This window comes from Yoonia sp. (assembly GCF_030731595.1).
Lineage (GTDB): Bacteria > Pseudomonadota > Alphaproteobacteria > Rhodobacterales > Rhodobacteraceae > Yoonia.
Genome location: NZ_JANQTS010000128.1, coordinates 1 through 15,235, shown reverse-complemented (window position 1 = coordinate 15,235; position 15,235 = coordinate 1). Strand labels below are relative to the sequence as shown.

Here is a 15,235-nt window from a genome sequence, read left to right as displayed (position 1 = left end):
GACATAACCCGCCGGATTTGGGAAGCACTGACAAAAATAATTGTCAACTTGGGTTTACACTATTATCGTCACCTTATGATGACACATGACACACCAGATTCAAATGCAGCCATCGTGATTGGTGCGGGCCTTGGCGGGCTGGCAGCGGCCATGCGCCTTGGAGCCAAAGGCTATGCTGTTACCGTGCTGGACCGTTTGGATCTGCCCGGCGGTCGCGGATCGTCGGTGACCCAGGATGGCCACCGATTCGATCTTGGCCCGACGATTATCACGGTCCCGCAGGTCTATGAGGACCTTTGGGCCGCTTGCGGGCGCGACTTTCACAAGGATATCGACCTGCGACCAATGGACCCATTCTACGAGGTGCGCTGGCAGGACGGGTCTACATTCACGGCGCGTCAGGACACCGATGCGATGCTGGCCGAGGTCGCAAGGCTCAGCCCCGGCGACGTGAAAGGCTACAAGCGGTTCCTCAAGGATAGCGAGGCCCGCTATATCTTGGGTTTCGAAGGGATGGTGGCCAAGCCGATGCACCGTCTTTGGGAAACCATCAAGGTCTTGCCCCAGTTTGCGATGCTGCGCGCGGACCGGTCGATCCTTGGGCTGGCCAAGGCCCGCGTTAAAGACCCCCGTTTACGCATGGCACTGTCGTTTCACCCGCTGTTTATCGGCGGCGACCCGATGCATGTGACGTCGATGTATGCGCTTGTGGCCTATCTCGAAAAAGAATTCGGCGTGCATTACGCAATGGGCGGCGTGCAGGCGATAGCACAGGCGATGACCCGCGTGATCCGGTCCCAAGGCGGGCAAGTCCGCCAAGGTGTCGAAGTAGACGAAATCCTGATCGAAAAGGGTGCCGCAACCGGTGTGCGTCTGGCGGATGGAGAAAAGCTCGCCGCGCCTCTTGTCGTCAGCAATGCCGATGCGGGCCATACCTATCAGCGCCTCTTGCGCAATGCGCCACGCAAGCGCTGGACCGACAAGAAACTCAAATCGCGCCGTTGGTCGATGGGCCTTTTCGTCTGGTATTTCGGCACCAAAGGCACCGCCAAGATGTGGCCGGATGTTGGCCACCATACGATCACCAACGCGCCCCGCTATGAAGGGCTGCTGCGCGATATCTTTATCAAGGGCAAATTGTCTGACGACATGAGCCTTTATATCCACCGCCCCTCCAAAACGGACCCAAGCGTCGCACCTGTGGGGGATGATACATTCTATGTCCTGTCGCCGGTTCCGCACTTGGGTTTTGACAATCCGGTCGATTGGGAACGCGAGGCTGCGATCTATAAAGCCAAGGTGCAGGCCGAGGTCGAAAAAACCATGCCCGGGTTTGCCGAGCATATCAGCACCGAGATGATCCTGACCCCAAAGGATTTCCGTGATCGTTACCTGTCGCCCAACGGGTCCGGTTTTTCGATCGAACCGCGCATCCTGCAATCGGCGTGGTTCAGGCCGCACAACGTCAGCGAAGAAGCCAAGGGCCTGTTCCTTGTCGGCGCAGGCACGCATCCCGGTGCTGGCGTCCCCGGTGTGATCTCCAGCGCTGAGGTGCTGGCAAAACTCGTGCCGAATGCACCTGTTGTTGCTGAAATGAAGGTAGCTGCCGAATGATCCGACCTGATGATCTTGAACACTGCCGCGAGGCGATCCGCCATGGATCATTGTCGTTTCATGCGGCGTCAAGATTGTTACCCGGCAAAGTGCGCGACCCCGCGCTGGCGCTGTATGCCTTTTGCCGCCTTGCGGATGACGAGGTGGACGAGGGTGAATATCAGGCCGGCGCTGTTTTGCGTCTGCAAGACCGGCTCGACCTTGTTTATGCGGGCAAGCCGCGCAACGCGCCCGAAGACCGCGCCTTTGCTGCCATTGTCGAAGAATTCGAGATGCCGCGCACCTTGCCCGAAGCCTTGCTGGAAGGTCTGGCATGGGACGCGGCCGAGCATCGTTATGACACATTAAGCGGTGTGCGCGATTATTCTGCCCGCGTGGCAAGTGCTGTCGGTGCAATGATGTGCGTGCTGATGCGCGTGCGCGATCCCGATGCGCTGGCCCGTGCCTGCGATCTGGGCGTGGCGATGCAGCTGACGAATATTGCCCGCGATATTGGCGAAGATGCTCGGATGGGGCGGATTTACCTGCCGCTGGATTGGCTGGCCGAGGCGGGTCTTGATCCGATCAACTTTGTCCGCGAACCTCTGCCCACCGAAGAGGTGCGCCGCATGGTCAAGCGCCTGCTGGCCGAGGCTGACAGGCTGTATATCCGGTCAGAGGCCGGGATTAATGTTTTGCCAATGCAGGCCCGCACCGGCATTTGGGCAGCGCGCCTGATCTATGCGGGCATCGGCAAACAGGTCCGGCGCAACGGCTATGACAGTATTTCGATGCGCGCGCATACGTCCTTGCAGCAAAAGCTGGGCTGGATCGCACAGTCAGGCGCAAGAGCGGCTGTTTCTGTCCTGGCGCCCAAATCACCGCTGATTTATGCCAAGCCTCTGGATGAGGTGGCGTTTCTGGTGGATGCCGCAGGGCGCACGCAACCCCAACGCGGACGCTCGCTTGCCGTGCTGGAAATCATGGCGGAACTGCGCGCCCGCGAAGCAACCCTTGGCAGGGACCGTCCGCTGGCCTAGATACACAGGGTCACCTGAAAGGGACCCGCTATGGATATTCTGCTTTTCTTGATGTTTCTGGCCGCGACTTTCGCGGCTGGGTCTACGGGTGCCCTGTTTCCCACGGGGAATTGGTACAAACAGTTGACGAAACCCACATGGGTCCCGCCGAACTGGGTCTTTCCAATCGCGTGGACGTCGATCTATCTGCTGATTTCCTTTGCCGGTGCAAGGGTCGCGGTGCTGGACGGCAATGCCTATGCGCTGGGATTCTGGGCGATGCAGATCGCCTTTAACGCTGTCTGGACGCCTGCATTTTTCGGGTTGCGCATGTTGAAAGGGTCTTTGCCGATCATGGCGGGGCTTTGGGTGTCGGTGCTGGGCTGTATGATCACCAGCTTCCAGCTGGATTTCTGGGCCGGTATGGCGTTTGTGCCATACATGGTCTGGGTCACGATCGCTGCCGCACTCAGTGTGGCGATGTTCCGGCTGAACCCCGATGAAAAGCCGCTGAAACTGGCGGATATGTAAGGTTTTTGACGTCAGCGCGCATCCTGCGCAACAAAAGGAAGATAACTCGATGAAGTGGGCAAGAGCCAAGAAAGAAGACGGATCAGTCATCACCGGTATCATTGCGGAAGATGCCTTTCACCCGCGCACCGGCCTTGGGTCTGAGATTGAAGTCGGCGGGCCTGTGCCCTTGTCCGAAGTAACCTTGGTTGCCCCGGTCGTGCCCGGCAAATTCATCGGACTGTGGAACAACTTCAAGGCCGCCGCCGAAAAGGGAGGGATGGAGCACCCGACCCATCCGCTTTATTTCTTCAAGGCGGATACCTCTCTTGCTGGTCCTGGCGCAGAGGTGGACATCCCGCTATCCGCCGGTCGTGTTGTTTTCGAGGGCGAGTTGGGGATCGTGATCGGCCAGACCTGCAAAGATATCACCCCCGACCAAGCCAGCGATGCGATCTTTGGTTATACTTGCGTGAACGATATCACGTCGCTTGATATCCTGACGGCTGATCCGTCTTTCCCGCAATGGACCCGCGCCAAAAGCTTTGATGGTTTCGGCGTGGTCGGTCCTGTGATCGACACGGATGTGCAGTGGCAGGACCTCACGATCACGGTTCTGGTGAACGGCCGCGAGCGCCAGTCTTATCCGGCCTCGGATATGATCCTGACGCCGCCCCAGATCGTCAGCCTTCTGTCACAGGACATGACCCTCAACCCCGGTGATCTGATTGCCTGCGGCACCTCGATCGGCGCGCGCCCGATCAAACCCGGGATGGAGGTCGAGGTCGTGATCGACGGAATCGGCGGTGTCAGCGTGACGATGACTGGCCCAGACGCCTAAGTGCGACCAACGGCCAAGTTCACTTTGGCATTTCATCCCCTCTTGAACCCGCCTGAAAACGGTGAAACCATTGGGGATGGAACATCACATCAAATCTTGGGCCGAGGTTGCCCCCCGTTTGGTCGCTGTCGCCGCAGGCCGCGCACCCGCCGATCTGGTCGTGCGTGGTGGCAAGCTGGTGAATGTGCAAACCCGCGAAATTCTGGATTGGCAGGTGGCTGTCGCCGATGGGCGCTTTGCCTATGTCGGCCCTGATGCCAGCCATTGCATCGGCCCCGATACCCGCGTGATCGAGGCAGAGGGCCGCTATCTGATCCCCGGTCTGTGCGATGGGCACATGCATATCGAAAGCGGGATGCTGACCCCTGCGGAATTCGCCGCCGCCGTCATCCCGCATGGCACAACGACCATGTTCACCGATCCGCACGAGATCGCCAATGTTCTGGGTCTGCGCGGTGTGCGCATGATGCATGACGAGGCGCTGATGCAGCCCGTGAATATCTATACGCAGATGCCGTCCTGCGCCCCCTCTGCCCCCGGTCTGGAGACCACCGGCTATGAAATCTCTGCCGCAGATGTGGCAGAGGCGATGGCTTGGCCCGGCATCATCGGGCTGGGCGAAATGATGAACTTTCCCGGCGTCATCAACGGCGATCCCCAGATGCTGGCCGAAATGGCCGCGACCATGAACGCAGGCAAGACTGTGGGCGGGCACTATGCCAGTCCTGACAAGGGTGTGGCCTTTTCCGCCTATGTCGCGGGTGGGGCCGCTGACGATCACGAAGGCACCGCCGAGGCGGATGCGATTGCGCGCGCGCGCAACGGGATGCGGTCGATGATGCGGCTGGGGTCGGCGTGGTATGATGTGCAAAGCCAGATCACGGCGGTGACCGAAAAGGGGCTGGACCCGCGCAACTTTATCCTCTGCACCGATGACTGCCATTCCGGCACGCTGGTGAATGACGGCCATATGAACCGAGTCGTGCGCCACGCCATTGCCTGCGGCTGCGATCCGGTCATCGCCCTGCAGATGGCCACGATCAATACCGCAACGCACTTTGGTCTGGAACGCGAATTGGGGTCGATCACGCCGGGGCGGCGGGCGGATATGATCCTGACCTCTGATCTGATTACACTACCTATCGAGCATGTCATTGCGCGCGGGCAAACCGTGGCGCTGGACGGCAAGATCACGGTTGATTGTCCGCACTACGACTGGCCTGCCGATGCGCGGCAGACGGTGCATATGGGCAAGGTTCTTGGGGATGCGGATTTCGCGATTGCCGCACCCGAAGGCAAAAACAAGGTCAAAGCCAAGGTCATCGGCGTTGTTGAAAACCAGGCCCCGACCGAGGCGCTGACAGCGGAACTGCCCGTAGTCGACGGGCTGGTTGAAGGCGAAGGGGATACCTACCAGATCGCATTGGTCGAACGGCATCAAGGCACCGGCAAGGTCGTGAACGGTTTTGTTTCCGGTTTCGGGTATCAGGGCAAAATGGCCATGGCCTCGACCGTGGCGCATGACAGTCACCATATGATTGTTGTGGGCACGGACCGGGCGATGATGGCGGCGGCCGCAAACCGGCTGGGCGAAGTGGGCGGCGGTGTCACCGTCTGGAAAGACGGTCAGGAACTGGCGCTCGTGGAACTGCCCATTGCAGGGCTGATGTCCGATAGTCCCGCTGCCGAAGTCGCCGCAAAGGCTGACCAGATGGTCGCGGCGATGGCCGCCTGTGGGTGTACGCTGAACAATGCCTATATGCAGCATTCATTGCTGGCCCTTGTTGTCATCCCATCGTTGCGAATCTCTGATTTGGGGCTGGTGGATGTCGACAAATTTGAAATTACAGACCTATTCGAGGAAAACGCATGAACGTAGCGCAAAAGGTGTCAATCCGGACGCCTGAAGTCCCAAAGCCAGAGGCATTTACAGATGCCAAGCTGGCTGTCCAAAGGCTGCTAGAACTTTATGAAACAGCGGTCAAATTCCTGTCCGAGAACTTCTCGGCTGCTTTGCTGCATGGCCAGCCTGATACGCGGGTAAGGGCCTTTTATCCTGAAATTCGCCTGACAACGACGACCCATGCCAAGACAGACTCGCGCCTGTCCTTTGGCCATGTGGCAGAACCCGGGGTCTATGCGACGACGGTGACACGCCCTGACTTGTTCGCGGCTTATCTGGAACAGCAGATCGGGCTTTTGCTGGCCAGCCATGGCGTACCTGTCATCATCGGAGCATCCAGCACCGAAATGCCGGTGCATTTCGCAGCGGCCAACGATCCGGGGCTGACGGTGCCGCAGGAAGGGTCGATGGATTTCAACCTGCGTGATGCCTTTGATGTGCCGGACCTGAGCACAACACATGACAGTATCGTCAATGGCGCTGGCTTTACCTATCCGGACGGGGCGCTGCCCTTGGCACCGTTCACGGCACAACGGGTTGATTATTCACTGGCGCGTCTGGCCCATTACACCGCCACTGCACCCGAGCATTTCCAGAACCATGTGCTTTTCACGAACTACCAGTTCTATGTCGAAGAGTTCGAATCCTACGCCCGCCATATGCTGGCCGATCCGGACAGCGGCTACACCAGTTTTGTCAGCACCGGCAACGTCGAGATCCACGATGCAGATGCACCGATCCCGACACCGGCCAAGCTGCCGCAGATGCCGACCTATCACCTCAAGCGGGCCAATGGGAGCGGGATCACTTTGGTCAATATCGGGGTCGGCCCGTCGAATGCAAAGACCGCGACAGACCATATCGCGGTGCTGCGTCCGCATGCGTGGTTGATGGTCGGGCATTGCGCGGGGCTACGCAATTCGCAGCGTCTGGGTGACTTTGTTCTGGCGCATGCATACTTGCGCGAAGATCACGTGCTGGACGATGACCTGCCTGTCTGGGTGCCGATCCCGGCACTGGCGGAGATCCAGATTGCGCTGGAAACAGCGGTGGCTGATGTGACCGAGCTGGAAGGCTACGAGCTTAAGCGGATCATGCGCACTGGCACTGTGGCAACCATCGACAACCGGAACTGGGAATTGCGCGAACAGGCAGGTCCGGTGCAGCGGCTGTCTCAATCGCGGGCCATTGCGCTGGATATGGAGAGCGCCACAATAGCGGCAAATGGCTTCCGCTTCAGGGTGCCTTATGGCACGCTGCTCTGTGTCAGCGACAAGCCACTGCATGGCGAATTGAAGCTGCCCGGTATGGCCTCGGAATTCTATAAAACGCAGGTTGCAGCGCATCTGATGATCGGTATTCGGGCCATGGAGCGGCTGCGCGAAATGCCCCTTGAACGCATTCACAGCCGGAAATTGCGCAGTTTTGAGGAGACAGCCTTCCTCTGATGGGCCAAAAAACGCGAAAATGACGCCTTTTTCCCTTGTAAATCGACACTAATCGTTGTGGTCTCACACAACATACCGTTATATGTGCGGGTAACAGGCCCAACTGATAGGGCGAATGAGGGAGACCAGTAAGATGGCGACAAAACCAATGACAAAGGCGCAGCTGGTTGCTGCACTTGCCGACGAAACAGGCATGGACAAGAAAGCTGCTGGCGCGGCCCTTGACGCTGTAACAAGCATCATCACCAAAGAAGTATCAGGCGGCGGTGCCGTGACGCTTCCCGGTGTCGGCAAGATCTATTGCCGCGAGCGCCCAGAGCGCATGGTCCGCAACCCGGCCACCGGCGAGCAGATCAAGAAAGAATCCGACAAGGTTGTCAAAATGACGATCGCGAAGGCGCTGAAAGACAGCGTGAACGGCTAAACCATCAGGCCTTGTGCCAGATGCGCAGTTAGGAAAGGGTCGCTCTTATCGGGCGACCTTTTTCATTGGGGAATGATGGATATCAAGGCAATCATCATGGGCATCGGTTTTGCCCTCATGTGGTCATCGGCGTTTACATCTGCACGCGTCATCGTCGAGTTTGCGCCGCCCCTGACAGCATTGGCGCTGCGGTTCCTGATTTCGGGTGTGATCGGGATTGCAATCGCTTGGTCACTGGGCCAGTCGGCCCGGCTGACCCGTACCCAATGGACCGGAGTGCTGATCTTTGGGGTATGCCAGAACGCACTTTATCTGGGCCTGAATTTCGTGGCGATGCAGACGATCCCGGCCTCTTTGGCAGCCATTATCGCGTCAACCATGCCATTGCTTGTGGCATTGGTGGGTTGGTTGGTGTTTGGCAACAAGGTACGCCCATTGGGTATTGCGGGGCTGGTCGCAGGTTTGGTCGGTGTGGTGCTGATCATGGGTGCACGGTTGCAAGGCGGCGTTGATCCTTTTGGTCTGATCCTCTGCATCATCGGTGTCGCGTCATTGACCATCGCGACATTGGCCGTTCTGGGCGCCTCGTCAGGCGGCAATGTCCTGATGATTGTGGGTTTGCAGATGCTGGTGGGCAGTGCGCTGTTGTGGATTCCTGCGCTAACGATCGAAGTCTGGGACGTCACTTGGAATTGGCAATTGATCGTGGCTTTTACCTATACAACGCTTGTGCCGGGGTTGGCAGCGACCTTGGTCTGGTTCTTGCTGGTGGGCCGGATCGGCGCGGTGAAGGCCTCGACCTTTCACTTTCTCAACCCTTTCTTGGGTGTCGCCATCGCGGCCGTGCTGTTGGGCGAGCGGATTGGTGTGCTGGATGTGGTGGGTGTCATGATCATTGCGGGCGGTATTCTGGCGGTGCAATTGTCCAAACAGCCCACGGCAAAGTGACCGTTTGTCACCTTATTTGGGGCTGACAGGTCGCTGCACTTTGGCGCACAAAACCGCATGGATTTGGTTTTCGGATATCTTGCGGGCCTCTTGACCCTGATCAACCCCTGCGTTTTGCCGGTTTTGCCGATCATTCTTGCGACGGCCTTGCAGGCCGGGCGCGCGGGGCCTTTGGCGCTGGCCGCGGGGATGAGCCTGTCTTTTGTCATCGTCGGCATGTCGGTCGCTGTCTTTGGCCGCGCCCTTGGGATTGACGACGTGATGATTGCGCGCGCGGGGGCGGTCATGATGGTCCTTTTCGGGATCGTGCTGATGGTACCGCAGTTTTCAGCACGCTTTGCAACGGCAACGGCAGGATTGTCCGCACGGGCTGATGCGGGGATTGACGGGATCAACCGCGACGGTCTGGGCGGGCAATTCATGGGTGGTGCGCTGCTGGGTGCCGTCTGGGTGCCTTGTGTCGGCCCGACGCTGGGCGGGGCGATTGCACTTGCCTCGACGGGTGAAAGCCTTGGCTGGGCGGCAGCAACCATGTTCAGCTTTGCGCTGGGGATATCGACCATCATCGTGGTTCTGGCCTATGGCGCGCAAAATGCACTGCGCAAACGCCGTGACATGCTGCGGAGCCTTTCGGGCAATGCGCGCGGGTTAATGGGCCTTATCTTTGTGTCAGTCGGGGTCGCCCTGCTGTTCAACCTGCATATCATGGCCGAGCTTTGGTTGCTCGATCACCTGCCGTTCTGGCTGCAAGACCTATCCGTGAGATTTTGAAAAACAGGAGCAAGATATGAAACGTCGTGATTTTATGATGACTGCCGCTGCCGCATCGCTGATCCCGCTGTCAGCGCAGGCGAGCGAGGAAACCCTCATTTATACCCCGGGACTGGTGAAAGAACGGCTGGCGGCCGGTGACACTGTCTTTATTGATTTCAAGGCCTCTTGGTGCACCACTTGCCGCGCCCAAGAACGGGTGATCGGCGCGTTGCGCGCTGAAAACGCGGCCTATAACGATGCGATTACCTTTATCAACGTGGATTGGGATCAGTACGGGCAAGGTGATCTGGCGCAAGAACTGAACATCCCCCGCCGGTCCACATTGGTGGTGATGAAGGGCGAAGAAGAATTGGGCCGTGTTGTCGCCCGTACCTCGCGGGGCGATATTCAGGCCTTGATGGACCTTGCATTGACCGCAAGCAGCTAACCGATCTGACCGCGTACACCACCGGTTTGCCCGCGATCCAACAACAGATGGTCAAGGATGACACAGGCCATCATCGCCTCGCCCACGGGGACCGCGCGAATACCGACGCATGGATCATGGCGGCCCTTGGTAATCACCTCGGTCGGGCTGCCATCCATGCGGATGGACTTGCGGGGGCTTAGGATAGACGAGGTCGGTTTGACGGCAAACCTGACCACGACATCCTGCCCTGTGCTGATCCCGCCAAGGATACCGCCAGCGTGATTGGACGAATAGACCGGCTGGCCATCGTTCCCCATGAAAATCTCGTCCGCGTTTTCGCGCCCTGTTAGCGCGGCTGCCGCCATGCCTTCGCCGATCTCCACGCCTTTTACCGCGTTAATCGACATCATCGCAGCGGCCAGATCAGTGTCTAACTTGGCGTAAATCGGGGCGCCGATGCCGGCAGGCACGCCGCGAGCGACGACCTCGATGATCGCACCGACCGAGTTGTGATCGTCCTTGCGCAGCCATGCGAGGTAGTCATTCCATTCTGCAGCAGCCTCTGCATCAGGACAGAAGAAGTCGTTCTGGTCGATCTGGTCCCAGTCGATGCGCGCGCGGTCGATCTGCTTGGCTCCCATCTGGGTCATATAGCCTTTGATCTGCACTTTGGGCGCAATCTGTTTGATGGCTTCACGCGCCACTCCGCCTGCGGCCACCCGTGACGCGGTTTCACGCGCCGAAGACCGCCCGCCGCCCCGATAATCGCGCAACCCGTATTTCTGGTGATAGGTGATATCGGCATGACCGGGCCTGAACGTATTGGCAATATCACCATAATCCTTCGACCGTTGATCGGTGTTGCGGATCATCAACTGGATCGGGGTGCCTGTCGTTTTGCCTTCGAATACGCCCGACAGAATCTCGACCGCGTCCGGTTCCTGCCGCTGGGTGGTGTTCTTGTTCAGCCCCGGCCGGCGCTTGTCCATCCATTGTTGGATCATTGGCGCTTCAAGCGGCACGCCGGGCGGGCAGCCGTCAACGGTCGCGCCCAAGGCAGGCCCGTGGCTTTCACCCCAAGTGGTGAAGCGGAACAAATGACCAAAGCTATTCATCGACATGGGCAGTCTCCCTTTGCCGTTCGGGTCTAGCGGGCGTGACAATCAGGCTCAAGAGGTTTCCCTTGTCCCCGCCTCAAAACCGATTTAGCTATGTCCCTACCTCGGGGGGCCTTTACTGGCTGAGATGCGCAAGCGGACCCGTTGAACCTGAACCGGTTAAGACCGGCGGAGGGAAGGTATGGCAATCCCGCTATCCCCCAATCCGCCCGTCGCATTTGGAGGATACGATGCAAAAAGCCACCTATCTACCACTTGCTGCGGGATTTGTTCTTTGTGCCTCAGGCGCAATGGCACAAACCCCCGTACTGCAAGTTCTCACCTACGACAGCTTTACCAGCGAATGGGGTCCCGGCCCCGCGATTGAAGCGGCATTCGAAGCGCAATGCGCTTGCGACCTGCAGTTTATCGGTGCCGGTGACGGTGCAGCCCTGTTGGCGCGGCTGCAATTGGAAGGGCCAAGGACCGAGGCGGACATCGTCTTGGGACTTGATACCAACCTGACAGCCGCAGCGCGTGACACGGGGCTTTTCGCGCCGCATGGTGTGAATGCCGCGCTTGATCTGCCGATTGCTTGGGATGATGCGGAATTCCTGCCCTTTGACTGGGGCTATTTCGCATTTGTCGGCAATGCAGGCGTGGACGCGCCTGCGTCTTTGCAGGCTTTGGCTGACAGCGATCTGAAGATCGTGATCCAAGACCCCCGCTCATCCACTCCCGGTCTGGGATTGCTGATGTGGGTAAAGACAGCTTATGGCGATGGTGCGGCCGCACTTTGGGCTGATCTGGCGGACAACATCGTCACCGTGACCCCGGGCTGGTCCGAAGCTTACGGCATGTTCCTTGAGGGCGAGGCGGACGCGGTTCTGTCCTACACCACTTCACCCGCCTATCACCTGATCGCGGAAGAGGATGACAGCAAGGTCGCTTGGGCATTCGACGAAGGCCATTACATGCAGGTCGAAGTGGCCGGCAAAGTTGCAGGCACCGATCAACCCGGCTTGGCCGATCAGTTCATGGCTTTCATGGTGTCCGAAGGGTTCCAAAGCGTCATTCCGACAACAAACTGGATGTATCCTGCGGTGACGCCTGAAGGGGGGCTGCCTGCGGGGTTTGAAACGTTGGTGACCCCTGCCAAGGCGCTGCTCTTGTCACCGCAAGAGGCCGCATCTGTCCGCGATACGGCATTGGATGAATGGCGCACCGCGCTGTCCCAATAATACCGGGCTGGCCCAGCGTCGCGGCAGCGGCGCTGGTGCTGGTGCTGACATTCGGCACGCTTGGCGCAGTGACGTGGCGGGCCGAATGGGGCAGCGGGCTGGCAACGGCGGATTGGGCCGCGATCCGGTTTACCGTCTTGCAGGCGCTGTTGTCCGCCGCGATCAGCGTCGTCTTGGCCATACCTGTGGCCCGCGCTCTCGCGCGGCGGCGGTTTGCAGGGCGGCGGTTGCTGATCACCCTGCTGGGCGCACCCTTTCTTTTGCCGGTGATCGTTGCAGTCCTTGGTCTTTTGGCAGTCTTCGGGCGGGGCGGGATCATGAATAACGGGCTCGCGCTTTTCGGGTTCGCGCCGATCTCGATTTTTGGGTTGCATGGCGTCGTGCTGGCGCATGTGTTTTTCAACTTGCCGCTTGCTGTACGCTTCATTCTGCAGGGCTGGCTGGCCATCCCTGCCGAGCGGTTCCAGCTTGCAGCGAGCCTGAATGCCCCTGTGGGTCGGTTGTTGGAATGGCCGATGCTGGGTCGGGTCGTACCTGGTACGTTTCTAGTGATTTTCCTGATCTGCCTGACCAGTTTCGCAGTAGCCTTGACAATGGGCGGCGGTCCTCGAGCGACCACGGTCGAGCTAGCGATCTATCAGGCGCTGCGGTTCGATTTTGATCTGGGCCGAGCGGCACTCTTGGCTTGTATCCAGTTCGCTCTGTGTGTTGGTGCGGCTTTGCTGGCGTGGCGGGTGACGGGGGTTGATACTTTGGGACCAGGGCTTGACCGTGTGGTGCAGCGTTGGGATCTGGCGCGGCCTTGGGCGGACTATCTGATGATTGCGGGGGCCGCCCTGTTTCTGTTGCTGCCATTGGGCATGGTCGTCTTGCGTGGTCTGCCGGGTGTGTTTGATTTGCCAGCGTCGATCTGGTGGGCTGCGCTGCGATCGATTGTGGTTGCGATCGGGTCTGCGGCGCTGTGCATTGCGATGAGCATGGCTTTGGCACTGCGCGGCGGGGCTGTCGTGGCAGTGGTCGGGGTCTTGCCCTTGGCAGCATCCGGTTTGGTAGTGGGGACCGGTGCCTTTCTGATCGTGTTCCCCTTTGTACGCCCTTCTGATGTGGCTTTGCTGATCACGATGCTGGTGAATGCCACACTCGCCCTCCCCTTTGCGCTACGCGCCATAGCACCTGCAGTGGTGCAAGTCGTGGATGACTATGGCCGCTTGGCCGCCTCGCTTGATTTGCGCGGAACAGACTGGTTGCGGCTGATTGTGCTGCCCCGCATCCGCCGTCCTTTGGGATTTGCGGCGGGGGTAGCTGCGGCTTTGTCGATGGGTGATCTGGGGGTTGTTGCGCTGTTTGCAGGCCAGTCCGAAGAAACCCTGCCCTTGGCAATGTACCGGTTGATGGGTGCCTACCGGATGGAGGCGGCTGCCAGCGCTGCGCTAGTCCTGCTGGTGCTAAGCTTTGCTATGTTCTGGATATGTGATCAGGGAGGGCGGAAGAATGCTGATCTGTGAGGCGCTGGACCTGCGCCAAGGGTCGTTCGCATTGACGGCCGATCTGTCTTTTCCGGTAGGTGCGATCACGGCTTTGATCGGGCCTTCAGGCGCAGGGAAATCGACATTCCTAGCCGCAATTGCAGGATTTTTTGCGCCTGCATCCGGCCGAATTCTTTGGGATCAGACTGACCTCACGCAGATGCACCCTGGTATGCGGCCGGTAAGCATCCTGTTTCAGGACAACAATCTTTTTCCACATCTCACCGCTGCACAGAATGTAGGGTTGGGATTGCGCCCTGATCTGAGGCTTTCTGTAGAAGATAAGCGCGCGGTCAAAGCGGCCTTGGCGGCAGTTGGTTTGCAGGACTTCGGCGACCGCAAGCCGGGGGCCCTTTCGGGGGGGCAGCAAAGCCGCGTGGCTTTGGCCCGTGTCCTGGTTGCCGACAGGTCTGTCGTTTTGCTGGACGAGCCTTTTGCAGCTCTGGGTCCTGCGCTCAAAGCTGAAATGCTCGATTTGGTGAGGGATAAACTGATTGCTGCAGGAAAGACCGTGGTTATCGTGACCCATGATCCCTCGGATGCGCGGCGGATTGCAGATAAAGTCGCAGTTGTCGCAGAGGGAAGCGTAACAGCGCCGGTTCCGACAGATGTTCTGCTGGACAACCCTCCCCCTGCTTTGGCGGCTTATCTGGGCTAAGCTGGATCAAGATCCAATTTACAAAATGCAAAAGGCCCGCTGGATCAGCGGGCCTTTGTTATTCTTCGATCTGATGACAATCAGTCTTTGTGCTTGTGTGGTGCCCAAATACGCTTGTTTGTCAGGTAAAGCAGAACCGACAGAACCGTCAGGAACAAGACACCGGTCAGACCAGCCTGCTTGCGTGCAACCAGTTTGGGCTCGGCGGTCCACATCAGGAAGGCCGCAACGTCTTGTGCAACAGATTCCAGTTCGGTGGAGTGTCCGTCTGCGAATTCCACGTCATCGCCCCAGAGCGGCTGTGACATCGCGATCCATGACCCTGGCACCATGTGCTTGCCGTGTTCGTCTTTGCAGCTTTCGGGAAAACCGCCTGCTGCAAATGCGACGTTATAGAATCCGTCCATCGGCTCGCCTTCCAGCGCGCACTCTGGCTCTTCATGGTAGCCGGTCATCAAAGACGCGATATACTCTGCGCCTCCCATGCCGTTCACAAGCTGGCTGATCCCTGTCCCATAGGGACCGTGGAAACCAGCGCGGGCCTTTGCCATCAGGCTTAGGTCAGGCGCATTTGACAGGCTGGACGCAGGGAACTTGTCCGCAGGTGTTGCTGGGCGAAAATCGCCTTCGCCGTCGAACAGGCTCTGGTCGAAGACTTCGTAGAATTCCGCATAGGCGCGCATCTGGTCTTCTGGCAGACCGGGGCCGCCTTCGTCATGCAGGTTGCGGAAAGCTACATACTGCAGACCGTGGCAGGCGGCACAGATCTCGGTATAGACTTGAAGACCGCGCTGAAGCTGCATTTGGTCATAGCTGCCGAATGGCCCTTCGAACGAGAAATCAT

Annotated in this window: 15 protein-coding genes and 1 riboswitch; of the genes, 13 read left to right on the top strand and 2 right to left on the bottom strand. The window is 58.9% G+C overall.

The window, feature by feature from the left end; genetic code table 11:
- Window positions 1-75 precede the first annotated feature (75 nt).
- The 10 genes from NWQ23_RS14645 to NWQ23_RS14600 all read left to right on the top strand — a co-directional run bounded on the left by NWQ23_RS14645 (window position 76) and on the right by NWQ23_RS14600 (window position 9,887).
- Window positions 76-1,614, top strand: coding sequence for a phytoene desaturase (locus NWQ23_RS14645; RefSeq protein WP_372340139.1), 1,539 nt, complete (start codon window positions 76-78; stop codon window positions 1,612-1,614).
- Complete coding sequence (gene crtB, locus NWQ23_RS14640; protein WP_306167125.1) at window positions 1,611-2,633, top strand: 15-cis-phytoene synthase; 1,023 nt, start codon at window positions 1,611-1,613, stop codon at window positions 2,631-2,633. The genes NWQ23_RS14645 and crtB overlap by 4 nt, the downstream gene beginning before the upstream one ends.
- Window positions 2,634-2,663: 30 nt before the next feature.
- On the top strand, window positions 2,664-3,143 hold the full coding sequence (locus tag NWQ23_RS14635) for a TspO/MBR family protein (protein ID WP_306167124.1): 480 nt from the start codon (window positions 2,664-2,666) through the stop codon (window positions 3,141-3,143).
- 49 nt (window positions 3,144-3,192) lie between these two features.
- Window positions 3,193-3,963, top strand: a complete 771-nt coding sequence (locus tag NWQ23_RS14630; RefSeq protein WP_306167123.1) for a fumarylacetoacetate hydrolase family protein — start codon at window positions 3,193-3,195, stop codon at window positions 3,961-3,963.
- A gap of 76 nt (window positions 3,964-4,039) precedes the next feature.
- Window positions 4,040-5,836: an adenine deaminase gene (gene ade, locus NWQ23_RS14625; RefSeq protein WP_306167122.1), complete on the top strand. Its 1,797-nt coding sequence runs from the start codon at window positions 4,040-4,042 to the stop codon at window positions 5,834-5,836.
- The gene (locus NWQ23_RS14620) at window positions 5,833-7,314 is read left to right on the top strand and encodes an AMP nucleosidase (protein WP_306167121.1); all 1,482 of its coding nucleotides are present in this window, start codon (window positions 5,833-5,835) and stop codon (window positions 7,312-7,314) included. Before ade ends, NWQ23_RS14620 begins: the two co-directional genes overlap by 4 nt.
- A 133-nt stretch (window positions 7,315-7,447) precedes the next feature.
- The gene (locus NWQ23_RS14615) at window positions 7,448-7,738 is read left to right on the top strand and encodes an HU family DNA-binding protein (protein ID WP_306167120.1); all 291 of its coding nucleotides are present in this window, start codon (window positions 7,448-7,450) and stop codon (window positions 7,736-7,738) included.
- Window positions 7,739-7,813: 75 nt separating this feature from the next.
- A complete protein-coding gene (locus NWQ23_RS14610; protein ID WP_306167119.1) occupies window positions 7,814-8,686 on the top strand; it encodes a DMT family transporter in 873 nt (290 codons plus the stop codon).
- Window positions 8,687-8,743: 57 nt separating this feature from the next.
- Window positions 8,744-9,457 carry a cytochrome c biogenesis CcdA family protein gene (locus tag NWQ23_RS14605; protein ID WP_306167118.1) on the top strand — a complete coding sequence of 238 codons (714 nt, stop codon included), beginning with the start codon at window positions 8,744-8,746 and terminating at the stop codon, window positions 9,455-9,457.
- Window positions 9,458-9,473: 16 nt separating this feature from the next.
- The gene (locus NWQ23_RS14600; protein ID WP_306167117.1) at window positions 9,474-9,887 is read left to right on the top strand and encodes a thioredoxin family protein; all 414 of its coding nucleotides are present in this window, start codon (window positions 9,474-9,476) and stop codon (window positions 9,885-9,887) included.
- Here the strand turns inward: NWQ23_RS14600 and aroC are convergent.
- Window positions 9,884-10,990 carry a chorismate synthase gene (gene aroC / locus NWQ23_RS14595; protein ID WP_306167116.1) on the bottom strand — a complete coding sequence of 369 codons (1,107 nt, stop codon included), beginning with the start codon at window positions 10,988-10,990 and terminating at the stop codon, window positions 9,884-9,886. The genes NWQ23_RS14600 and aroC overlap by 4 nt on opposite strands.
- A 92-nt stretch (window positions 10,991-11,082) precedes the next feature.
- Window positions 11,083-11,181, top strand: a riboswitch (TPP riboswitch).
- Window positions 11,182-11,217: 36 nt separating this feature from the next.
- Here aroC and thiB point away from each other — a divergent pair.
- Genes thiB through NWQ23_RS14580 form a run of 3 tightly spaced genes read left to right on the top strand, consistent with a single transcriptional unit; the run spans window position 11,218 to window position 14,391 of the window.
- Window positions 11,218-12,207, top strand: a complete 990-nt coding sequence (gene thiB, locus NWQ23_RS14590; RefSeq protein WP_306167115.1) for a thiamine ABC transporter substrate binding subunit — start codon at window positions 11,218-11,220, stop codon at window positions 12,205-12,207.
- On the top strand, window positions 12,183-13,712 hold the full coding sequence (locus NWQ23_RS14585; protein ID WP_306167114.1) for a thiamine/thiamine pyrophosphate ABC transporter permease ThiP: 1,530 nt from the start codon (window positions 12,183-12,185) through the stop codon (window positions 13,710-13,712). Before thiB ends, NWQ23_RS14585 begins: the two co-directional genes overlap by 25 nt.
- Window positions 13,699-14,391: an ATP-binding cassette domain-containing protein gene (locus NWQ23_RS14580; RefSeq protein ID WP_306167113.1), complete on the top strand. Its 693-nt coding sequence runs from the start codon at window positions 13,699-13,701 to the stop codon at window positions 14,389-14,391. Before NWQ23_RS14585 ends, NWQ23_RS14580 begins: the two co-directional genes overlap by 14 nt.
- An 80-nt stretch (window positions 14,392-14,471) precedes the next feature.
- On the opposite strand, the gene NWQ23_RS14575 is transcribed toward NWQ23_RS14580, so the two are convergent.
- Window positions 14,472-15,235: cytochrome c1 (locus NWQ23_RS14575; RefSeq protein ID WP_306167112.1), on the bottom strand; the 764-nt coding region annotated here is incomplete at its 5' end.